General features: G+C 61.3%; 21 protein-coding genes. 14 read left to right on the top strand and 7 right to left on the bottom strand.

Annotated features, from left to right (window positions below; genetic code table 11):
- Nucleotides 1-1,818 carry a sigma-54-dependent Fis family transcriptional regulator gene (locus BFQ00_RS14285; RefSeq protein ID WP_065933880.1) on the bottom strand — a complete coding sequence of 606 codons (1,818 nt, stop codon included), beginning with the start codon at nt 1,816-1,818 and terminating at the stop codon, nt 1-3.
- Nucleotides 1,819-2,176: 358 nt separating this feature from the next.
- Here BFQ00_RS14285 and BFQ00_RS14280 point away from each other — a divergent pair, with 358 nt between their 5' ends.
- The 11 genes from BFQ00_RS14280 to BFQ00_RS14230 all read left to right on the top strand — a co-directional run bounded on the left by BFQ00_RS14280 (nt 2,177) and on the right by BFQ00_RS14230 (nt 12,805).
- Entirely contained in the window at nt 2,177-3,271 is a 1,095-nt protein-coding gene (locus BFQ00_RS14280; RefSeq protein ID WP_065885009.1) for an ABC transporter ATP-binding protein, read from the top strand.
- On the top strand, nt 3,271-4,368 hold the full coding sequence (locus BFQ00_RS14275) for an ABC transporter ATP-binding protein (protein WP_065933879.1): 1,098 nt from the start codon (nt 3,271-3,273) through the stop codon (nt 4,366-4,368). Before BFQ00_RS14280 ends, BFQ00_RS14275 begins: the two co-directional genes overlap by 1 nt.
- The gene (locus BFQ00_RS14270) at nt 4,365-5,231 is read left to right on the top strand and encodes a carbohydrate ABC transporter permease (RefSeq protein WP_003174635.1); all 867 of its coding nucleotides are present in this window, start codon (nt 4,365-4,367) and stop codon (nt 5,229-5,231) included. The genes BFQ00_RS14275 and BFQ00_RS14270 overlap by 4 nt, the downstream gene beginning before the upstream one ends.
- A 31-nt stretch (nt 5,232-5,262) precedes the next feature.
- Complete coding sequence (locus BFQ00_RS14265; protein WP_371042959.1) at nt 5,263-6,057, top strand: carbohydrate ABC transporter permease; 795 nt, start codon at nt 5,263-5,265, stop codon at nt 6,055-6,057.
- Between the two features lie 11 nt (nt 6,058-6,068).
- Nucleotides 6,069-6,341, top strand: coding sequence for a DUF2160 domain-containing protein (locus BFQ00_RS14260; protein WP_003232363.1), 273 nt, complete (start codon nt 6,069-6,071; stop codon nt 6,339-6,341).
- Between the two features lie 161 nt (nt 6,342-6,502).
- Nucleotides 6,503-8,245, top strand: coding sequence for an ABC transporter substrate-binding protein (locus tag BFQ00_RS14255; protein WP_065933877.1), 1,743 nt, complete (start codon nt 6,503-6,505; stop codon nt 8,243-8,245).
- 218 nt (nt 8,246-8,463) lie between these two features.
- Entirely contained in the window at nt 8,464-8,658 is a 195-nt protein-coding gene (locus tag BFQ00_RS14250; protein WP_065933876.1) for a type II toxin-antitoxin system RelB family antitoxin, read from the top strand.
- Nucleotides 8,658-8,933 carry a type II toxin-antitoxin system RelE/ParE family toxin gene (locus BFQ00_RS14245; protein ID WP_065933875.1) on the top strand — a complete coding sequence of 92 codons (276 nt, stop codon included), beginning with the start codon at nt 8,658-8,660 and terminating at the stop codon, nt 8,931-8,933. Before BFQ00_RS14250 ends, BFQ00_RS14245 begins: the two co-directional genes overlap by 1 nt.
- 197 nt (nt 8,934-9,130) lie before the next feature.
- Nucleotides 9,131-10,510, top strand: coding sequence for an iron-containing redox enzyme family protein (locus BFQ00_RS14240; RefSeq protein WP_065933874.1), 1,380 nt, complete (start codon nt 9,131-9,133; stop codon nt 10,508-10,510).
- Nucleotides 10,511-10,522: 12 nt separating this feature from the next.
- On the top strand, nt 10,523-11,467 hold the full coding sequence (locus BFQ00_RS14235; RefSeq protein ID WP_065933873.1) for a methyltransferase: 945 nt from the start codon (nt 10,523-10,525) through the stop codon (nt 11,465-11,467).
- A gap of 93 nt (nt 11,468-11,560) precedes the next feature.
- Nucleotides 11,561-12,805, top strand: a complete 1,245-nt coding sequence (locus BFQ00_RS14230) for a zinc-dependent alcohol dehydrogenase (protein WP_065933872.1) — start codon at nt 11,561-11,563, stop codon at nt 12,803-12,805.
- Between the two features lie 59 nt (nt 12,806-12,864).
- On the opposite strand, the gene BFQ00_RS14225 is transcribed toward BFQ00_RS14230, so the two are convergent.
- The gene (locus tag BFQ00_RS14225) at nt 12,865-13,296 is read right to left on the bottom strand and encodes a hypothetical protein (protein ID WP_065885019.1); all 432 of its coding nucleotides are present in this window, start codon (nt 13,294-13,296) and stop codon (nt 12,865-12,867) included.
- A gap of 97 nt (nt 13,297-13,393) precedes the next feature.
- Nucleotides 13,394-14,182: an AraC family transcriptional regulator gene (locus BFQ00_RS14220; protein ID WP_065933871.1), complete on the bottom strand. Its 789-nt coding sequence runs from the start codon at nt 14,180-14,182 to the stop codon at nt 13,394-13,396.
- 84 nt (nt 14,183-14,266) lie between these two features.
- On the opposite strand from BFQ00_RS14220, the gene BFQ00_RS14215 reads away from it, so the two are divergent.
- Both BFQ00_RS14215 and BFQ00_RS14210 read left to right on the top strand, forming a co-directional pair.
- The gene (locus BFQ00_RS14215) at nt 14,267-15,265 is read left to right on the top strand and encodes a bile acid:sodium symporter family protein (protein WP_065885021.1); all 999 of its coding nucleotides are present in this window, start codon (nt 14,267-14,269) and stop codon (nt 15,263-15,265) included.
- A gap of 172 nt (nt 15,266-15,437) precedes the next feature.
- Entirely contained in the window at nt 15,438-16,622 is a 1,185-nt protein-coding gene (locus tag BFQ00_RS14210; RefSeq protein WP_065885022.1) for a sugar transporter, read from the top strand.
- 29 nt (nt 16,623-16,651) lie between these two features.
- On the opposite strand, the gene nadS is transcribed toward BFQ00_RS14210, so the two are convergent.
- Both nadS and BFQ00_RS14200 read right to left on the bottom strand, forming a co-directional pair.
- Nucleotides 16,652-16,939 carry a NadS family protein gene (gene nadS, locus BFQ00_RS14205; protein ID WP_065885023.1) on the bottom strand — a complete coding sequence of 96 codons (288 nt, stop codon included), beginning with the start codon at nt 16,937-16,939 and terminating at the stop codon, nt 16,652-16,654.
- 2 nt (nt 16,940-16,941) lie between these two features.
- Nucleotides 16,942-17,256, bottom strand: coding sequence for a type II toxin-antitoxin system RelE/ParE family toxin (locus BFQ00_RS14200; protein ID WP_065885024.1), 315 nt, complete (start codon nt 17,254-17,256; stop codon nt 16,942-16,944).
- A 224-nt stretch (nt 17,257-17,480) separates the two neighbouring features.
- Here BFQ00_RS14200 and aqpZ point away from each other — a divergent pair, with 224 nt between their 5' ends.
- Nucleotides 17,481-18,185, top strand: coding sequence for an aquaporin Z (gene aqpZ / locus BFQ00_RS14195; RefSeq protein ID WP_065933870.1), 705 nt, complete (start codon nt 17,481-17,483; stop codon nt 18,183-18,185).
- 208 nt (nt 18,186-18,393) lie between these two features.
- Here the strand turns inward: aqpZ and tal are convergent, their stop codons facing one another.
- Both tal and BFQ00_RS14185 read right to left on the bottom strand, forming a co-directional pair.
- Nucleotides 18,394-19,317, bottom strand: coding sequence for a transaldolase (gene tal / locus BFQ00_RS14190; protein ID WP_065933869.1), 924 nt, complete (start codon nt 19,315-19,317; stop codon nt 18,394-18,396).
- A gap of 313 nt (nt 19,318-19,630) precedes the next feature.
- On the bottom strand, nt 19,631-19,882 hold the full coding sequence (locus BFQ00_RS14185) for a DUF6124 family protein (protein ID WP_065895963.1): 252 nt from the start codon (nt 19,880-19,882) through the stop codon (nt 19,631-19,633).
- Nucleotides 19,883-20,001 lie beyond the last annotated feature (119 nt).

Raw genomic sequence — 20,001 nt, 5'->3', positions numbered from 1 at the left:
TCAACCTTCGTGCTGGCGCAGGCGCTTATAGAGGGTATTTCGGCTCACCCCCAGTTCCCGCGCCAGGTGGGAAATGTTGCCGCCCGCGGCGGCCAGGCGTTGGTTGAGGTCAAGGTTGTCATCCAGATGTTCGCGGCGCGGCAGCGGCGCCGCCTGTTTCAAGTCGGTAAAAAAGTCATCGGGCAGGTGCTCCGGGCGAATCGGCTGTTCTTCGGCCATCGCCAACGCCACCTGCAACACACTGCTCACCTGCCGCAAATTGCCCGGCCACGGGTGCTGGTCGAACAGCTTGAGCACCTCGCCACTCAGCCCGGCCCACTGGGTGGGCTCGCGGTGTTGCTGCCACAGTTGCTGGAACAGCGCCTGCTTGTCGCTGCGCTCGCGCAATGGCGGCAGTTCCAGGGTCAGGCCGCCGATGCGGTAATACAAATCCTCACGAAAGCGCCCGGCCTGCACCAACTCCCGTAGCGCGCGGTTGGTCGCCGAGATGATGCGCAAGTCCACCGCGAACACCTCGCCGCTGCCCACCGGTTGCACGCACCGCTCCTGCAGCACCCGCAGCAGGCGGGCCTGGGTGGGTAACGGCATATCGCCGATTTCATCGAGAAACAGGGTGCCCTTGTCGGCCTTGCGGATCAGGCCGATGCTGCCTTTTTGATTGGCGCCGGTAAACGCGCCTTTTTCATAGCCAAACAGTTCCGATTCCACCAGCTCAGCCGGAATCGCCGCACAGTTCACGGCGATCAATGCCTGGCGGCTGCGGGAGCTGGCCTGGTGCAGGGCTTTGACGAACACCTCTTTGCCCACGCCGGTTTCGCCGTGGATCAACAACGGAATGTCTTTTTCCAGCAGACGCTCGGCCTGGCGCACGGCTTTCTCCACGCGCGCATCGCCAAAATGCAGGGTGTTGAGGCTGACGGCGGTCGGCTTCGACGGCGCAGGCTGATTGAACACCCGCGCCTGTACCGGCGTCTGCCTGGGCCGCTTGAGCAGGCACTGGAAACGATTGCGTCCCGGCGCCTGCAGGGAAAACGGCAGCCCCTGCGGCTGATTCAACAACTCCAGCAGCGACACCTTGAACAAGCTGTCGATCATCACCCGCGATAAACTGATGCCCAGCAGGTTGTCTGCGCGGCGGTTGGCCGACAGCACCTGGCCGCTTTCATCAAAGATCAGCAGGCCCGCCCACTGGCTGTCGAGGTTGCTCAGGCCGGTGTTGAACGTCAGCTGGAAATGCTCGCCGCGAAACAGGTTGAGGATCAGCCGGTTCTCCACGGTCTGGCTCATCATCTTGACCATGCCCAGGGTGTGGGAGGGCGGCAGGTAGCTGTCGCTGGACACATCAAGCACCGCAATGATTTCGCGTTGGGCGTCGAAAATCGGCGCCGCCGAACCGGTCATGAAGCGATTGGCCTTGAGGAAGTGTTCGTCGTGTTCGATATGCACCGCCTGGGCGCAGGCCAGGGCGGTGCCGATGGCATTGGTGCCGCTGGCGCGCTCCATCCAGCTGGCGCCTGCGCTGAAACCACGGGCCAGCCCGGGTTCGATAAACCGCTGGGTACCCCACGACGTCAGGACCTGGCCCTGGTTGTCGGCGAGCATGATCAGGCAGTTGGAATTGCTCAGGATGTTTTCGTAGTAGGGCAGCACCTCCTGGTGGGTGGTCTGCACCAGTGAATGCTGGCTCTCCAGCAACTGCCGAATGCCCTCGGCGGGCAACTGATCGAAGCTGGGGACGCTTTGGTGATCCAGCCCGAACGCGCGGCAACGGCGCCAGGAGTCCTGGATGATGGTGTCGTGAGCCAGTGGTTCGGCCATGGGTGACCTTCTTTTTATTGTTATTGGGCTTACACAATTCAACGGATGTAACCAGACCCATGTGGGAGGGGGCTTGCCCCCGATAGCGGTGTATCAGTCAGCACTACCGTTACTGATGTACCGCGATCGGGGGCAAGCCCCCTCCCACATTTGATCTTCATCGCCCATAAAGTGTTGTTCACAACTGTTCATTGTCAACTGCAAATCTGTTCAATTGTTCAGCCTGAACTGTTCATTTTATTCACGCTTGAACATGCCTCTGAGCCCATTCCCTTGTGAATCAATCACCTGCCATCCTTGGCACGAAACTCGCTCTGACAACTGGCCAGATTCATTCCAATAATAAAAAGGTCGTGTCATGTCATTGACCCTGGAACATGTCTCCCGCGTTGTTGAAGGTCAAACCTGGATCGACGACGCCACCCTGCGTTTCGAACCCGGTTCCTTCAACGTATTGCTCGGTCGCACGCTGTCCGGCAAGACCAGTCTGATGCGCCTGATGGCCGGGCTGGACAAGCCCGACAGCGGCCGCATCCTGATGAACGGTGTAGATGTCACGCAAAAGCCGGTACGCCTGCGCAACGTGTCGATGGTCTATCAGCAGTTCATCAACTACCCGACCATGACCGTGTTCGAGAACATCGCCTCGCCCTTGCGCCAGGCCGGTGTGTCCAATGAGCTGATCCAGAGCAAGGTGCTGGAAACGGCGCGGATGCTGCGCATCGAGAAATTCCTGCAACGCCATCCGCTGGAACTGTCCGGCGGCCAGCAGCAGCGTACGGCCATGGCCCGGGCCCTGGTCAAGGACGCCGAGTTGATCCTGTTCGATGAGCCACTGGTCAACCTGGACTACAAGTTGCGCGAAGAACTGCGCCAGGAAATGCGCGAACTGTTCAAGGCGCGCCACACCATCGCCATTTACGCCACCACCGAACCCAACGAAGCCCTGGCGCTGGGCGGTACCACCACCATTCTTCACGAGGGCCGGGTGATCCAGAGCGGCAAGGCCGCCGAGGTCTATCACCAGCCGCAGACCGTACTGGCGGCCGAGCTGTTTTCCGAGCCGCCGATCAACCTGATGCCGGGGCGCATCAGTGGCAATGAAGTGAGCTTCGCCAACTTCGTGCACTTTCCGCTGAATGTCGACCTGCGTCCCATCGGCGAAGGCGAATTCCGTTTCGGCGTGCGCCCCAGCCATATCAGCCTGGTACCAAGCAACGACGATGACTTGGAACTGGCGGTGACCGTGGAAGTCGCCGAAATCAGCGGTTCGGAAACCTTCCTGCACGTGCGCAGCGAACATTTCCTGCTGGTGCTGCACTTGCCGGGGGTGCATGAGTACGACGTGGACGCGCCGATCCGCGTGTATATCCCCACCCATAAACTGTTTGTGTTCGATGGCCAGGGCCGTTTGGTCCAGGCCCCCGGGCGCCGTATTGCGAGGGTTGCCTGATGGCCGAGATCCATTTGCGCAACCTGGCGCATAGCTACAGTCCGACGCCGAATGGGCCGGAAGACTACGCCATTCGGGAAATGAACCACGTGTGGGAGCAGGGCGGTGCCTACGCCTTGCTCGGGCCGTCGGGCTGCGGCAAGTCGACCCTGCTCAATATCATCTCCGGCTTGCTCAGCCCGTCCGAGGGCCAGGTGTTGTTCGACACCCAGGTGGTCAACGACCTCACCCCGGAGAAGCGCAACATCGCCCAGGTGTTCCAGTTCCCGGTGGTGTACGACACCATGACGGTGTTCGACAACCTGGCGTTTCCGCTGCGCAACCAGGGCATGGCCGAGGCGAAAATTCACAGCAAGGTGCAGGAAATCGCCGAGGTCCTTGACCTGCAGAACCTGCTGAGCAAAAAAGCCCGCAACCTGACCGCTGACGAAAAACAGAAAGTCTCCATGGGCCGTGGCCTGGTGCGCGACGACGTCTCGGCAATCCTGTTCGATGAGCCGCTGACGGTGATCGACCCGCACCTGAAGTGGAAACTGCGGCGCAAGCTCAAGCAGATCCACGAGCAGTTCAACATCACCATGGTCTACGTCACCCACGACCAGTTGGAAGCCTCTACCTTCGCCGACAAGATCGCGGTGATGTACGGCGGGCAGATCGTGCAGTTCGGCACGCCGCGCGAATTGTTCGAGCGCCCCAGCCACACCTTTGTCGGCTATTTCATCGGCAGCCCCGGGATGAATCTGATCGAGGTGCAGGCCGAGGCGGGCGGAGTGCGCTTTGCCGGCACCCACCTGCCGTTGTCCGAAGCCTTGCAGCGACGCCTCGAGGCCACCGATTACAAAAAGCTTCAGGTGGGTATTCGTCCGGAGTTCATCCACGTGTGGGACGAGCCCAACCCTGACGCGCTGCAGGCCGACGTCACCCACGTGGAAGACCTGGGCACCTACAAGATCATGACCCTCAACCTCGACGGCGCCACGCTCAAAGTGCGCCTGGCCGAAGACAAACCAGTACCCGAAGGCCGCGCCTGCATCAGCTTCCCCGCGCAATGGCTGATGCTTTACGCCGATGATTACCTGCTGGAGGTGCTGCCATGAACAAGGTGCAGAACAACAAGGCCTGGTGGCTGGTGCTGCCGGTGTTCCTGCTGGTGGCGTTCAGTGCCGTGATCCCGATGATGACTGTGGTCAACTACTCGGTGCAGGATATTTTTGACCAGTCCAGCCGCTACTTCGTCGGCGCCGACTGGTACAAACAGGTGCTGCTCGACCCACGCCTGCATGATTCGCTGCTGCGCCAGTTCATCTATTCGGCCTGTGTGCTGCTGATCGAAATCCCCCTGGGCATCGCCATCGCCCTGACCATGCCGACCAAGGGTCGCTGGTCGTCGCTGGTGCTGATCGTGCTGGCGATCCCCTTGCTGATCCCGTGGAACGTGGTCGGCACCATCTGGCAGATCTTCGGGCGCGCCGATATCGGCCTGCTCGGTTACAGCCTCAATGCCCTGGGCATCAGCTACAACTACGCGGCCAACACGGCGGACGCCTGGGTCACCGTGCTGGTGATGGATGTGTGGCACTGGACGTCCCTGGTGGCGCTGCTGTGCTACTCGGGGCTGCGCGCGATTCCGGACGTGTACTACCAGGCGGCGCGCATCGATCGCGCATCGGCCTGGGCGGTGTTCCGACATATCCAGCTGCCGAAGATGAAAAGCGTGCTGTTGATTGCGGTGATGCTGCGCTTCATGGACAGCTTCATGATCTACACCGAGCCGTTCGTACTCACCGGTGGCGGGCCGGGTAATGCCACCACGTTCCTGAGTCAGACCTTGACCCAGATGGCCGTGGGCCAATTCGATCTCGGCCCGGCGGCGGCGTTTTCCCTGGTGTATTTCCTGATCATCCTGTTGGTGTCCTGGCTGTTCTACACCGCCATGACCCACTCCGACGCCAACCGCTGAGGCCGCCAACATGAGCAAGCGTCTTACGTTTATGAAGAAAGTTATTCCGCTACTGGTTTACATCCTGTTCCTGCTGGTGCCGATCTACTGGCTGCTGAACATGTCCTTCAAGAGCAACACCGAAATCCTTGGCGGGCTGACCCTGTTTCCGCAGGATTTCACCCTGGCCAACTACAAGGTGATCTTCACCGACCCCAGCTGGTACACCGGCTACCTCAACTCGCTGTACTACGTCAGCCTGAACACGGTGATTTCCCTGAGCGTGGCGCTGCCGGCGGCCTACGCGTTTTCGCGCTACCGTTTCCTCGGCGACAAGCACCTGTTCTTCTGGCTGCTGACCAACCGCATGGCGCCGCCGGCGGTGTTTCTGCTGCCGTTTTTCCAGCTGTATTCGTCCATCGGCCTGTTCGATACCCATATCGCGGTGGCGCTGGCGCATTGTTTGTTCAACGTGCCGCTGGCGGTGTGGATTCTTGAGGGTTTCATGTCCGGGGTGCCCAAGGAAATCGACGAAACCGCCTACATCGACGGCTACTCGTTTCCTAAGTTCTTCGTGAAGATTTTTATTCCGTTGATCGGCTCCGGCATCGGTGTGACCGCATTTTTCTGCTTCATGTTTTCCTGGGTCGAGCTGTTGCTGGCGCGCACGCTGACCTCGGTCAATGCCAAGCCCATCGCGGCGGTGATGACCCGCACGGTGTCGGCCTCGGGTATCGATTGGGGCGTGCTGGCGGCGGCGGGGGTGTTGACCATCCTGCCGGGCATGCTGGTGATCTGGTTTGTTCGTAACCACGTGGCCAAGGGCTTCGCCCTGGGCCGGGTCTAGAGGAATCAATGATGGAATGGATGGCCTGGACCACCCCCACGGCGCTGTTCTTTGGCGGCATCGCGCTGATCCTGGCGGGCATGACCACCTGGGAGTTGCGCTCGCCGAGTATCCCTCGGCGCGGTTTTCTGCCGATCAGCACCACCCGTGGTGATCGCTTGTTTATCGGTCTTCTCGGCAGCGCCTACCTGCATTTGCTGGTCATCGGCGTTACCGACTGGAGCATCTGGGTGGCGTCCGCGCTCTCCCTGGTATGGCTGTTGAGTGTGATGCGTTGGGGCTAGGTATGCACCACCCTGTAGGAGCGAGCTTGCTCGCGAAAATCGTCAACGATAACGCAGTGCTCCTGGTAGCCCGCGGTGTTTGTGAGTTTTTCGCGAGCAAGCTCGCTCCTGCAAGAGAGGGGTGTCTGCGAGTCCCGTGTGAAATTAACCTGGAGGTCTCTATGTTGAATAAAAACAATAAGCTGCGACATAGCATTTCATTGGCCGCCGTACTGGCCCTCAGCGGTTTGAGCGCTTCGGCATGGGCGGACGCGTATGAAGATGCGGCGAAAAAATGGATCGGCAGCGAGTTCAAACCGTCCACGCTCACCGAAGCCCAGCAGCTTGAAGAGTTGAAGTGGTTTATCAAGGCCGCCGAACCCTTCCGTGGGATGAAGATCAACGTGGTGTCGGAAACCCTCACCACCCACGAGTATGAATCCAAGGTGCTGGCCAAGGCCTTCAGCGAAATCACCGGGATCAAGCTGACCCACGACCTGCTGCAGGAAGGCGACGTGGTGGAGAAGCTGCAAACCCAGATGCAATCGGACAAGAATATCTATGACGGCTGGGTCAACGACTCGGACCTGATCGGCACGCACTTTCGCTACGGCAAGACCGAATCCATCACCGACCTGATGGCCAACGAAGGCAAGGACTTCACCTCGCCGACCCTGGACCTCAAGGACTTCATTGGCCTGTCTTTCACCACTGCCCCGGACGGCAAGATCTACCAGCTGCCCGACCAGCAGTTCGCCAACCTTTACTGGTTTCGCGCCGACTGGTTCGAGCGCCCGGAGCTGAAAGCCAAGTTCAAGGAAAAATACGGCTACGACCTCGGCGTGCCGGTGAACTGGTCCGCGTATGAAGACATCGCCAAATTCTTCAGCGAAGACGTCAAGGAAATCGACGGCAAGCGCGTCTATGGGCACATGGACTACGGCAAGAAAGACCCGTCCCTGGGCTGGCGTTTCACCGATGCCTGGTTCTCCATGGCCGGTGGCGGCGACAAGGGTTTGCCCAACGGCCTGCCGGTGGACGAGTGGGGCATTCGCGTGGAGGACTGCCACCCGGTGGGCTCCAGCGTGACCCGCGGCGGCGACACCAACGGCCCGGCGGCGGTGTTCGCCACGCAGAAATACGTGGACTGGATGAAGGCCTATGCGCCACCGGAAGCGGCGGGCATGACCTTCTCCGAATCCGGCCCGGTGCCGTCCCAGGGCAACATCGCCCAGCAGATCTTCTGGTACACCGCATTTACCGCCGACATGGTCAAACCGGGCCTGCCGGTGGTGAACGCCGACGGTACGCCGAAATGGCGCATGGCGCCGTCGCCGGTCGGGCCGTACTGGGAGAAGGGCATGAAGAAGGGCTATCAGGACGTGGGTTCCTGGACCTTCCTCAAGTCCACGCCGGAGAAACAGAAACTCGCGGCCTGGCTCTACGCGCAGTTCGTCACCTCCAAAACCGTGTCCTTGAAGAAAACCATCGTCGGTCTCACGCCGATTCGTGAGTCCGATATCAACTCCCAGGCCATGACCGACATGGCCCCCAAACTCGGCGGCCTGGTGGAGTTCTACCGCAGCCCGGCCCGCACCGAGTGGTCGCCGACCGGCACCAACGTGCCGGACTACCCGCGCCTGGCGCAACTGTGGTGGAGCAACATCGCCGCCGCCGCCAGCGGCGAGAAAACCCCGCAACAGGCGCTGGACAACCTGGCCAAGGAGCAGGACGCGATTATGACGCGCCTGGAACGCTCCAAGGTGCAACCGGTGTGCGGCCCGAAAATGAACCCCGAGCGTGACGCGCAATACTGGTTCGACCAGCCGGGCGCGCCGAAACCGAAACTGGCCAACGAGAAGCCCAAAGGCGAGACCGTGAACTACAACGACCTGCTCAAACAGTGGGAGGCGGCGCGTAAATAACAACGCAGCAACCCAGGATGTAAAAAATATGGGAGGGGGCTTGCCCCCGATAGCGGTGTGTCAGTGACGAATTCATTGACTGATCCACTGCTATCGGGGGCAAGCCCCCTCCCACATTTTTACCTCGCGGGTAAGCCGGCCTGCATTTCATCTGGTGGTCCGAGACAGCTTGCCGGGTTGCGACTAGACTGCTGAACATTCATACAGGAGGTCATCTGATGGGTGTTCCACTTTCCCCAATTGTTTCGGAGTTTGAAACCGAAGAGCAGGCGAGTAGCCATGATCTCTGGTTTCGTAAAAAGGTCGAAAAAAGCCTGAGCAATCCCGGCCCTGGTGTCGCGCATGATGAGGTCATGGCGAGGGTTGAAGCGATCATTCAGGAAGCGGAGCGTAAACAGAGGGCGAATGCCTGATGCTGTCTGTTGTTTGGCTTGATGAAGCCATCAGCGACCTGACTGATATCGTGACCTTTATCGCAGCACACAACCCTGGCGCCGCCCGACGCCTCAAAACCCGCCTTGAAGGTGCGCCTTTACCGCTGACGGAACATCCGTACTTGTATCCGAACGGTCGAGTTCCAGGAACTCGCGAGATCGTCGTTCACCCCAATTACGTGCTGGTGTATCGAGTTACCGCGCAGCGGATAGAGATCGTCAGCGTATTGCACGCCCGGGAAGAGTATCCCTGATTTCTGCGCCTCAAATCTTATCGGTAGGCAAAGCCACTAACCCAGGCATCACGACCGCTTATCCCCCCTTCAACAACCTCATTTGAATTTTCCGCACCTCCCAAGGCTCTGCATTTTATAGGCGCGTGGTTCAAGCGCTTTTGCGGGGCCGCCTTGCAGGCTGGCCCGTTGTTACGGACTTTGCGGAAACTGCCACCATGACACTCCTCACAGCGCTGTCGGGCCAACCGGCCTCTGTCACAGACTCGGCCCAGGGTCGCCATCAACGGGTCTACCAACAGCTGTACGGTGAATCTGCGGATGCCACGCACGTGGCGCGTGATTACCTGCAGGATCAATTGGCCCAGGTGGAAGGGACCGTCAGCGACCTGCCCGCGGTGCCCGAGCAGTTGCCGGCCTGGGTGGAACAGCGCTGCGCCGCCGTGGCCCAGGCCTACGCCGAGTACCTGGAGCAACGCCAGCAAGGCCGGCCGCGCCGCTACTTCCACAACAAGGCGCACGCGCTGTGTGTGCTGCAACGCGTGGCCCCGACCAAACAGGTCGACGGCGCGTGGCTCTACGGCCTGTTGCGCTATTGGCAGGATCAGCGCTTCGACGGCCTGCTGACCACTTACCTTGAAGAGTTGGGCGACGGCGAAGCCGCACAGAACCATGTGGTGATCTATCGCAAGCTGCTCAGCGAGCATGATGCCGACAGCGAGGCGGGGCTCGAGGACGGCCACTACCTGCAAGGCGCATTGCAACTGGCCCTGGGCCTGTGTGCCGAGGAGTTCCTGCCGGAAATCATCGGCTACAACCTGGGCTATGAGCAGTTGCCGCTGCACCTGCTGATCACTGCCTACGAACTGAGCGAACTGGGCATCGACCCCTATTACTTCACCCTTCACGTGACCATCGACAACGCCAGCAGCGGCCACGCCAGCAAAGCGGCGCAGTCGGTACTCAACCTGCTGCCGCTGGGGGAGGGCAGGAAAGACTTCTACCGTCGTGTCGCCGCCGGCTATCGCCTCAATGACCTCGGCCCAGGCACCACTGCGGTCATCGAAGGTTTTGATCTGCAGGATGAAGTGATGGCCATGCTCGAACGCAAGCGCAGCTTTGGCCAGCATATGCATTCGGACTACTGCCGCTTCGAAGGCAAGACCGTCAATCAGTGGCTGGCCAAGCCCGGGCAGATGGGGGAGTTCCTCAGGGCGATGGAAGAAAAGGGTTGGATCAAACGCAACCAGGACCCCGCCGAAAGCCGCTTCTGGCAGTTGATCGAAGGCGCGGGCGCGGCGATGTTCGGTGTGTTCAGCGGCTATGAAAAACAGGTGCTGCATGACTGGATCGCCGGTGACTGGATCGGCACCCAGCGTGTGGCGCCGGTACGACCGGGGCGCGGCAGCCGTTTCAGCCGCGAACAGCACCGCCCGGCTGATCCGGATACCCAGGCCCTCGTCGAATCACTGTGGAGCCTGCCCGATGAGCAGCAACTGGGCGCGCTGATCCCGTGGATGTCGGCGCGGCGCCACTGCAGCCCTGCCGGGTTGTATGCCACCCGCCGTTTTATCCAACTGCGCGCGCGTTTGCGCTAAGGAAATCTGTTCATGTCTGCACAACAACTGGCCGATCGTGCCCTGCTCAACCTTGGCCGAGGCTTGAAGGAGAGCGGCTACCGTTTTATCACCCCGACACCGCTGACCCACGACCGCGTGTTCCGGCGCTTGTCGACCCCGCTGGCGATGAACCTGCGCGATGTGTTCGGCTGGTCCATGCCGTTCGACAACGACCTGCTGCCCGAGGCCTTTCGTGAAGAGCTGCAGCAGGCCGGAGTGATTGAAAAACACGACGCGCTGTGGCGCAGCAGCGTGCGCTGGTCGAGCCTGGGTGACCTGTTGTTTGCCCATTCGCCTTATCCCACCGTGGAGTCGGACGCGGTGTTCTTCGGCCCTGACAGCTATCGATTCGCCCAGGTGATCGAAGCCCATTTGCAGCAGCGCTTCGAGCCGCTAAAACGCGCGGTGGATATTGGCTGCGGGGCGGGGGTCGGTGCGCTGGTGGTCGCCCATGGGCGGCACGACGCCGAGGTGCTCGCGGTGGACATCAACCCGCGCGCCCTGCGCCTGACTGCGGTGAATGCCGAGCTGGCGGGCCTCGCGAACGTGAGTGTCTACCAGAGTGACGTGCTGACCAGTGTCGAAGGCGAATTCGACCTGATCGTCGCCAACCCGCCGTACATGAATGACGACCGCCAGCGCGCCTATCGCCATGGCGGTGGTGCGTTGGGCGAGCAGTTGTCGGTGCGCATCGCCGGCGAATCCCTCGGGCGCCTGGCCGTTGGCGGTAGCCTGCTGTTGTATACCGGCGTGGCGATGGTGGCCGGCGGCGACCCTTTCCTGGACGCGGTCAAGCCGTTGCTGGCCAGCGATGCCTATGGCTGGACCTACCGTGAGCTGGACCCGGACGTCTTCGGCGAAGAACTCGACAAGCCCGGGTATGAGCGCGTCGAGCGGATCGCCGTGGTGGCGCTCACGGTCACGCGCCTGCGCTGAACGACCATTTATCGCTTACCGCCGCACGGTGATGGAACACCCGGCGCGGGGCGTGCCCTTAACTAGTAAGTCCCCATCACAGGAGTGCAGCCCATGCGCGCGATGACCTACCAAGGCGCCCATAAAGTCCAGGTCGATACCGTACCTGACCCGATCATTGAGCAACCCGACGACATCATCTTGCGCGTCACCGCCACCGCGATCTGCGGCTCGGACCTGCACCTGTACCGGGGCAAGATCCCCACGGTGGAGCATGGCGATATCTTCGGGCATGAGTTCATGGGCATCGTCGAGGAAACCGGCCCGGCGGTCACGGCGGTGCAGCGCGGTGACCGCGTGGTGATCCCCTTCGTGATCGCCTGTGGCGACTGTTTTTTCTGTCAGTTGCAGCAGTACGCCGCCTGCGAAACCACCAACGACGGGCGTGGCGCAATCCTGAATAAAAAGGCGATTCCCCCGGGTGCCGCGTTGTTCGGCTACAGCCGCCTGTACGGCGGCATCCCCGGTGGCCAAGCCGAGATGGTGCGGGTGCCCAAGGCCAATGCCGGGCCGTTCAAGGTGCCTGGGTTGCTGGCGGATGAAAAGGTGTTGTTCCTCTCCGACATCCTGCCCACGGCCTGGCAGGCGGTGACCAATGCCGGTATCGGCAAAGGCGCAAGCGTGGCGATCTACGGCGCCGGCCCCGTGGGTCTGCTCAGCGCGGCGTGCGCGCAGATGCTCGGTGCAGAGCAAATTTTCATGGTCGACGATCATCCCTATCGCCTGGCCTACGCACAAAAGATGTATGGCGTGATCCCGATCAACTTTGAAGAGGACGATGACCCGGCCGACACCATCATCCGCCAGACCGTCGGCATGCGCGGCGTCGACGGCGTGGTGGATGCGGTGGGTTTTGAAGCCAAGGGCAGCACCACGGAAACCATCCTCACCACCTTGAAGATCGAAGGCAGCAGCGGCAAGGCTCTGCGCCAGTGCATCGCGGCCGTGCGCCGTGGCGGGGTGGTCAGCGTGGCCGGGGTGTATGCCGGCTTTATCCATGGCTTCATGTTTGGCGATGCGTTCGACAAGGGCCTGACCTTCAAGATGGGCCAGACCCACGTGCAGCGCTACTTGCCGGAATTACTTGAGCACATTGAACTCGGGCATTTGAATCCCGAGGCAATCGTTACCCATCGACTGTCTCTGGAACAGGCCGCGCGAGGCTATGAACTGTTTGATAAAGCCGAGGAGGAATGCCGCAAGGTGATTCTGCTGCCGGGGATGAGTGAACGGCCGCTGACCGAGCCGCTGGAAGAACTGTCTCCCGAGCTCCGCATGCAAGGCGTCCCCGGTTTTTAATCGGCAAATACAAAACCAATGTGGGAGGGGGCTTGCCCCCTCCCACATTTGAAGTGTGTTCAAGCCAATGCTTGTGGCTGAATGTGCAATTGGCTATCGACATCCTTGACCAACCCACTGGCCAACAGCAGTGGCGCCACGCGCTTGTGCAACTGCGGCTCGACAAATTCCTTCACCGTCTCCAGCGCCAATACACCGCTGAGCGGCAGCTCGGCCTTGGTGTACGACAACCAGGCCTTTTTCAGCACCATCAGCACATCACTGCCCGCTGTCGAAGCAAAGCGCCGGTGCATCGGCTTGCCGTCGAAGTTGAACGTGTGCTGGAAGCCGTAGCCGGTTTCATCGCCACCGCTGGCGGTGCAGCGTATGCAGGTGCATGGGCCGTCGCCAAACGCGTCGCGCAGGTAGGCGTTGAAGTCCACCACGGGTTTGAGTGACAGGCGCTTATCGACCTCGAACAGGTCCCCGGTCATTTTTTCGTCAGTGTTCAACGTCCATTCCTCGCAAGTCGGTAGCGGTGTTCCAAAGCGCGGCACAATACCAGCCGAGCGCGCGTTTGGGGATTTTTTGCACTGAGCGGGCCAATCCTCAACGGAAAAACTCCCCCGGCGTGGCGTTGAATTGCTGGCGAAACGCGTTGATGAACGCCGACGTCGATTCATAACCACAGCTCAGCGCCACGTCCGTCACCCGCTCGCCTTGCTCCAGGGCGGGCAGGGCGCTCAGCAGGCGCAGGCGCTGGCGCCACGCGCGGAAGGTCAGCCCGGTGTCACTCAGAAACAAGCGGCTGAGGGTTTTTTCGCTGATCCCCAGCTTGCGGCTCCAATCCCCCAGGGTGGTCTGCTGCTCCGGATGCAGGTGCAGGCTGCGGTAGATCTGCCGCAAGCGGGCGTCATGGGGCAGGGGCAGCATCAAGTCCACCTGGGGCGCGGCGGCGAGTTGGTCGAGTATTACCTGGGCCAGGCGGCCATCGGGGCCATCCTCGGCATAGTCCGCCGGCCGTTCGCTGAAGCTGCGGATCAGCTCGCGCAACAGGCTGCTCACCTCCAGCACGTGACAGTGCCCGGCCGCCCACGCCGTGACGCTGCAATCCAGGTACAGGCTGCGCATCTCGGTGTGGGGCGCGCTGTAGACGCGGTGCGGCATGCCCGCCGGAATCCACACCGCGCGCTGGGGCGGTGCGACGAAGCGGCCGGCACTGGTCTGGATCTCCAGCACCCCGGAAATGGCATAGGACAACTGCACCCACGGATGGCTGTGCCGCCGCGTCAGCGCACGATCAGGCAACGATTCGGTGCGCCCATACACTGCCCGCGGCAGGCTGGACAGCCCGGGAATCGTGCGTCGGACGGTTTTGTGCTGTCCTTTAGGCGGCATTTACTGGCTCATTGGCGTTAGTCGGTAATAGGTCGTTACGTTAGAGTCGCCCCATGCGCTTGGCAACCCCTGGAAGATTTGCTTATGACCCGTCCGCGTTTCCTGCCCGATAACTTCACCCTGGCCCTGATCGCCACGGTGATCCTCGCCTCGCTGCTGCCGGCCAGCGGCCAGACCGCCGTGGCGTTCGGCTGGGTCACCAACCTTGCCATCGCGCTGCTGTTTTTCCTGCACGGCGCCAAGCTGTCGCGCCAGGCCATCGTCGCCGGGGCGGGGCACTGGCGTTTGCATCTGTTGGTGTTCAGCCTGACCTTCGTGCTGTTCCCGCTGCTGGGACTGGCGCTCAAGCCGCTGCTGTCGCCGCTGATCGGCAACGACCTGTACATGGGCATGCTCTACCTCTGCGCGCTGCCGGCCACCGTGCAATCGGCGATTGCCTTCACCTCACTGGCGCGTGGCAATATCCCGGCGGCTATCTGCAGCGCAGCGGCCTCGAGCCTGTTCGGCATCTTCCTCACGCCGTTGCTGGTGACCTTGCTGCTCAATGTGCACGGCGATGGCGGCTCCACCGTCGACGCGATCCTGAAAATCAGCGTGCAGTTGCTGCTGCCGTTCGTCGCCGGCCAGATCGCCCGACGCTGGATCGGTGACTGGGTTGGCCGCAACAAGTCCTGGCTCAAGTTCGTCGACCAGGGCTCGATCCTGCTGGTGGTCTACGGCGCGTTCAGTGAGGCGGTCAACGAAGGCATCTGGCACCAGATTCCGTTGTGGGAACTGGGCGGCCTGGTGCTGGCGTGTTGCGTGTTGCTGGCGCTGGTGCTGGTGGCCTCCGCGCTGCTGGGCAAGGCGTTCGGCTTCAGCCAGGAAGACCGCATCACTATCCTGTTCTGCGGCTCGAAGAAAAGCCTGGCCACCGGTGTGCCAATGGCCCAGGTGTTGTTCGCCGGGGCGAGTATGGGTGTGTTGATTTTGCCGTTGATGCTGTTCCACCAGATCCAGTTGATGGTGTGTGCGGCGTTGGCCCAGCGCTATGCCAGGCGCCCGGAAAGCATTCCCGAGTTGATGACGCAGGTGGATCCGTGAGTCGGGGCGGATCAGACCGATTCAACCCGGCGTTCAGGCAGCCGCGCTGACCCGTCATGCGATAACCGGGCAGGATCAGGGCCAACAGCGCCGCGAGAAACCTATAGAATGCTCAACGGCCCCGCGTGTCCTGCACGGCCGTTTGATCACTGTCAGAGTACCTCTCCCCGCAATGAGCCTTTCAGCCGCAACCCCCCAAGCCAATTGGCAACCGGTCATCGCCCTGGCGTTGGCCGCCTTTGTATTCAATACCACCGAATTCGTGCCGGTCGGCCTGCTCAGCGCCATCGGCGCCAGCTTTGACATGCCTGTGGCCAGCGTCGGCCTGATGCTCACTATCTATGCGTGGATCGTGTCGCTGACGTCGCTGCCGGTGATGCTGCTCACGCGTAACGTCGAACGACGCAAATTGCTTATCGTGCTGTTCGGCCTGTTTATCGTCAGTCATATCCTGTCCAGCGTGGCCACCAGTTTCGGCCTGTTGATGGTCAGCCGGATCGGCATCGCCCTGGCCCATGCGTTGTTCTGGTCGATCACCGCCTCCCTGGCGGTGCGCCTGGCACCCCAGGGCAAGCAAGTGCAGGCCCTGGGCCTGCTCGCCACCGGTACGTCCCTGGCGATGGTGCTCGGTATTCCCCTGGGCCGCCTGCTGGGCGAGGCCATGGGCTGGCGCACCACCTTCCTGGTGATTGCCGCGTTCGCCGCCGCGCTGGTGTTCTGGCTGTGGCGCACCTTGCCGCCGTTGCCGAGCCAGAACTCCGGCTCCCTGCGCAGCCTGCCGCTGCTGTTCAAGCGCCCGGCACTGGTGGCGCTCTACGTGCTCACCGCGATGACCGTCACCGCCCAGTTCACCGCCTACAGCTACATCGAACCCTTCGTCGAAGGCGTTGCCGGTTTGGGCGGCAGTGCGGTCACCCTGATCCTGCTGGTGTTCGGCGGCGCCGGCATCATCGGCTCGCTGCTGTTCAGCCTGGTGCATCGTTTCAACCCGCACGTCTTCGTGGTCAGCAGCGTGTTCCTGCTTGCGGCCTGCCTGGCGCTGATGTTGCCGTTGAGCGGCGCCGAGTCTTACCTGGTGGGCCTGAGTGTGTTCTGGGGCATGGCGATCATGGGCTTCGGCCTGGCGATGCAGTCCAAAGTGCTGGTGCTGGCACCCGACGCCACCGACGTGGCCATGGCGATGTTCTCCGGCATCTACAACATCGGCATCGGCGGCGGTGCATTGATGGGCAGTTGGGTCGGCAGCCACTTCGGCTTCGCCTGGATCGGCGCGGCGGGCGGGTTGCTGGCGGGGCTGGCACTGGTGGGGTATTGCCTGGCGATTCGCAGGTTTGGGCAGGGTGTGGCGGGAACCTGATCCAAGCTCCCGCGCCCGCCAACGTCGGGTTAAGGCGCCAACGCATTCAACACATGTACAGGGTCGTTGTGAATGGCCCTCAACAGCGCCTTTGCTGGGCCCGTCGGTTCGCGTCGCCCCTGTTCCCAATTGCGCAGTGTGCCAATCTGAACGTCGATCATTGCGGCGAATTTGGCTTGAGTCAGGCCTGTTGTCTTACGAATTTTTTTGACTTGAAGCGCGTCAACAATAAATTGGCGAGAGGGCTGGCGCTCGCCTCGGACGATTTCGTCCATCTGTTGCACGCTTTCCATCAGCTCATCGAAGAATTTGCTCATGGTTATCTCCAGTGTTCGATGACGGCTTTCAGTGTTTTGCGTTCATCGTTTGTCAGGTCTTGCTGTTCGTTTTTTTGATAGATCATCAATAACGCGATTTTTGAAGCCGTTACAAAGTGATAGTAAATCACCCTGGCACCGCCTCGTTTGCCGTGACCTTTTGAGGCGATGCGCAGCTTTCGGATGCCGCCGGTTCCTTCGATCACATCTCCAGCGCGGGGATTCAACATCAACGCTACCTGCAAACCCAGATAGGCATCGTGATTCATCAACTCCGTTACGCGCCGGGTGAAAACTGCGGTTTCAATAAAAATCATAGCAAATGTACGCCATTGACTTAGTGGTCGGCAATGCTAATGCAGTCGCAGGCGCGCCTCATCTGATTAGTTGTAAGCGGATCTTGTGCAAATAAACCAGGCGCGCCTGAGGCGCAACGTGTCCAGCGGTGGAACTCCAGACAAGTCTTACACAGCATTTTGATACCTATTGCTACCGTCGCCGGCGACCGCCCACCTCCTGTGGTGACGGCACTTGAGCAGCAATGGAGTCGATTGTGCAAAAGCGTTTGATCGCCGAGTTTATCGGTACTTTCTGGCTGACGTTCGGCGGCTGTGGCAGCGCCATTCTGGCGGCGGCCTTTCCTGGGTCGGGCATTGGTTTCATGGGTGTTGCGCTGGCGTTTGGTCTCACTGTACTGACCATGGCCTACGCGGTCGGGGGTATCTCCGGTGGGCACTTCAACCCGGCGGTGACTATTGGCCTATGGACAGGGCGGCGGATCGCTGCCGGTGATGTGCTGCCGTACATCGCGGCGCAGGTTGCTGGGGCGATTGCTGCCGCGGCGGCGCTGTACCTGATTGCCAACGGGCAGCCTGGTTTCACTGTGGGTGGTTTTGCCGCCAACGGTTACGGCCCCCTGAGCCCAGGCCTCTTTGACCTGAAGGCCGCACTGTTGGCTGAACTGATCGCCACGTTCTTCTTCGTATTCATCATTATGCGTGTGACTGCACCGGGGGCTGCTCCGGGCTTTGCGCCAATTGCCGTTGGCCTGGCGCTGACCTTGATTCACTTGGTGCTGATCCCGGTGACCAATACGTCGGTCAACCCGGCACGCAGCACCGGGCCAGCATTATTTGCCGCAGGTGAGTACCTTTCGCAGCTCTGGGTGTTCTGGCTGGCGCCGATTGTTGGCGGGGTTTTGGGGGCGTTGGCAGCTCGCACATTGGGCGAGCAAAAGCCGGCTTGATGCCTTATACGGTGGCGAGTGGGTTGCTCTCCACTGTAGGAGCGAGCTTGCTCGCGAAGAACTCACAGACACCGCGTTCATCCAGGATGCACGTATTATCGTTGACGTTTTTCGCGAGCAAGCTCGCTCCTACAGTGCAAGGCAAGCTCCCTCGCCACAGGCCCGTGCAACGCCGAAGTTGTATCGGTAACGGTGGCGATAGGGGGCATCACAGCGCAGCCAGTACCTTTTCGAGTTTTTCCTGGTCACGCGCAAACTGGCGGATGCCTTCGGCGAGTTTTTCGGTGGCCATCGCATCTTCGTTGGAGGCCCAGCGAAACTGCGCCTCGTTGATGGACTGGCGCGCTTCGCCGGCGGCACCGGGCACCAGTTTACGATCGAGGGTGCCCTGGTCTTCATCGAGTTTTTGCAGCAACTCGGGGCTGATGGTCAAGCGATCACAGCCCGCCAGCTGTTCGATCTGGCTGAGGGTGCGAAAGCTGGCGCCCATGACCACCGTCTTAATGCCGTTGGCCTTGTAGTAGTTGTAGATCCGCGTCACCGACTGCACGCCCGGGTCGTCCGCGCCGGTGTAGTCCAGGCCGGTGTGCTTGCGATACCAGTCGTAGATGCGGCCCACGAACGGTGAAATCAGAAACGCACCGGCATCGGCGCAGGCCTGGGCCTGGGCGAACGAGAACAGCAGGGTCAGGTTGGTCTGGATGCCGGCTTTTTCCAGGCGTTCGGCGGTGCGGATCCCTTCCCAGGTGGATGCCAGCTTGATCAGCACGCGGTCGCGACCGACGCCGGCCTGGTCATAGAGGGCGATCAGCTGATTGGCCTTGGCCCACAGCGCGTCTTCATCGAAGGACAGTCGTGCATCGACCTCAGTGGAGATGCGTCCCGGAATCACCTTGAGAATGCCGCAGCCCACCGCCACGGAAAACTGATCGCAGGCCAGGCCCAGATCGCCTTTGGACAGGTCGAGCGCGCTACGCAGGATATCGCCGTAGTGCGCGATGGCCGAGGCCTTGAGCAGCAGAGAAGGGTTGGTGGTGGCGTCCACCGGGCGCAGGCGGCTGATGGCTTCCAGGTCGCCGGTGTCGCAGACCACGGTGGTGAATTGCTTGAGTTGTTCGAGTTTGGACGTCATGCGTGAAGGCCTCCGATAAGGATTGGCGCAAACCCCTGTTGTACCACTTTCCGAGCAGTCATCGATGTATTCAGACAGGCGACACAGGCCAACTGTGGGAGGGGGCAAGCCCCCTCCCACATGGGTTATGGGGTGCTGGCGGGTCCGGGTTGGAGGCAATCCAGCGCGCGGTCGGCGAGGATGCGGGCCATGTCGCTCAAGATCAGGCGACACAGGCCAAATGTGGGAGGGGGCTTGCCCCCGATGACGGTGGGTCAGATACAGATTGATTGGCTGACCCACCGCATCGGGGGCAAGCCCCCTCCCACCGGGTTTATGGGGTGCTGGCGGGGCCGGGTTGCAGGCAATCCAGGGCGCGGTCGGCGAGGGTGCGGGCCATGTCGATCAAGTGCGCGGTCGAACAGGCCATGTCGCGTCGGGTGCCTTTGAGGCCTTCGGCGGTTTCGGTGGCCGTGGTGGCGGCGCAGCGTAGCAGCGAGGAAATGTTGGCGATGGCGTCTTCGAAGCTCAGGTCTTCGTGGGCGACAAAAACGGGATAGGGTGGATCGGGGACGATTTTGCTCATGGATATAGCTCCTACTCGGTTGGGGCGCCATCCGGTGCCGTTTCCACGCGGCAGATTGGGTGGCAGCCATACGCGGGGTGGAAACCGGGGAGTAGGACCCAGTCAGACCGAAGTCTGCC

The organism is Pseudomonas sp. 28 E 9, assembly GCF_900004785.1.
GTDB lineage: Bacteria > Pseudomonadota > Gammaproteobacteria > Pseudomonadales > Pseudomonadaceae > Aquipseudomonas > Aquipseudomonas orientalis_A.
Note: the sequence above shows the minus strand (reverse complement) of the source record. Positions and strands in the feature narration are given on the sequence as shown.

Excerpts from the sequence above, each read along its gene's own strand:
- BFQ00_RS14285 (WP_065933880.1), bottom strand. The coding sequence starts at position 1,818 with ATGGCCGAACCACTGGCTCACGACACCATCATCCAGGACTCCTGGCGC.
- BFQ00_RS14280 (WP_065885009.1), top strand. The coding sequence starts at position 2,177 with ATGTCATTGACCCTGGAACATGTCTCCCGCGTTGTTGAAGGTCAAACC.
- BFQ00_RS14275 (WP_065933879.1), top strand. The coding sequence starts at position 3,271 with ATGGCCGAGATCCATTTGCGCAACCTGGCGCATAGCTACAGTCCGACG.
- BFQ00_RS14270 (WP_003174635.1), top strand. The coding sequence starts at position 4,365 with ATGAACAAGGTGCAGAACAACAAGGCCTGGTGGCTGGTGCTGCCGGTG.
- BFQ00_RS14265 (WP_371042959.1), top strand. The coding sequence starts at position 5,263 with ATGAAGAAAGTTATTCCGCTACTGGTTTACATCCTGTTCCTGCTGGTG.
- BFQ00_RS14260 (WP_003232363.1), top strand. The coding sequence starts at position 6,069 with ATGGAATGGATGGCCTGGACCACCCCCACGGCGCTGTTCTTTGGCGGC.
- BFQ00_RS14255 (WP_065933877.1), top strand. The coding sequence starts at position 6,503 with ATGTTGAATAAAAACAATAAGCTGCGACATAGCATTTCATTGGCCGCC.
- BFQ00_RS14250 (WP_065933876.1), top strand. The coding sequence starts at position 8,464 with ATGGGTGTTCCACTTTCCCCAATTGTTTCGGAGTTTGAAACCGAAGAG.
- BFQ00_RS14245 (WP_065933875.1), top strand. The coding sequence starts at position 8,658 with ATGCTGTCTGTTGTTTGGCTTGATGAAGCCATCAGCGACCTGACTGAT.
- BFQ00_RS14240 (WP_065933874.1), top strand. The coding sequence starts at position 9,131 with ATGACACTCCTCACAGCGCTGTCGGGCCAACCGGCCTCTGTCACAGAC.
- BFQ00_RS14235 (WP_065933873.1), top strand. The coding sequence starts at position 10,523 with ATGTCTGCACAACAACTGGCCGATCGTGCCCTGCTCAACCTTGGCCGA.
- BFQ00_RS14230 (WP_065933872.1), top strand. The coding sequence starts at position 11,561 with ATGCGCGCGATGACCTACCAAGGCGCCCATAAAGTCCAGGTCGATACC.
- BFQ00_RS14220 (WP_065933871.1), bottom strand. The coding sequence starts at position 14,182 with ATGCCGCCTAAAGGACAGCACAAAACCGTCCGACGCACGATTCCCGGG.
- BFQ00_RS14215 (WP_065885021.1), top strand. The coding sequence starts at position 14,267 with ATGACCCGTCCGCGTTTCCTGCCCGATAACTTCACCCTGGCCCTGATC.
- BFQ00_RS14210 (WP_065885022.1), top strand. The coding sequence starts at position 15,438 with ATGAGCCTTTCAGCCGCAACCCCCCAAGCCAATTGGCAACCGGTCATC.
- nadS (WP_065885023.1), bottom strand. The coding sequence starts at position 16,939 with ATGAGCAAATTCTTCGATGAGCTGATGGAAAGCGTGCAACAGATGGAC.
- BFQ00_RS14200 (WP_065885024.1), bottom strand. The coding sequence starts at position 17,256 with ATGATTTTTATTGAAACCGCAGTTTTCACCCGGCGCGTAACGGAGTTG.
- aqpZ (WP_065933870.1), top strand. The coding sequence starts at position 17,481 with ATGGAGTCGATTGTGCAAAAGCGTTTGATCGCCGAGTTTATCGGTACT.
- tal (WP_065933869.1), bottom strand. The coding sequence starts at position 19,317 with ATGACGTCCAAACTCGAACAACTCAAGCAATTCACCACCGTGGTCTGC.
- BFQ00_RS14185 (WP_065895963.1), bottom strand. The coding sequence starts at position 19,882 with ATGAGCAAAATCGTCCCCGATCCACCCTATCCCGTTTTTGTCGCCCAC.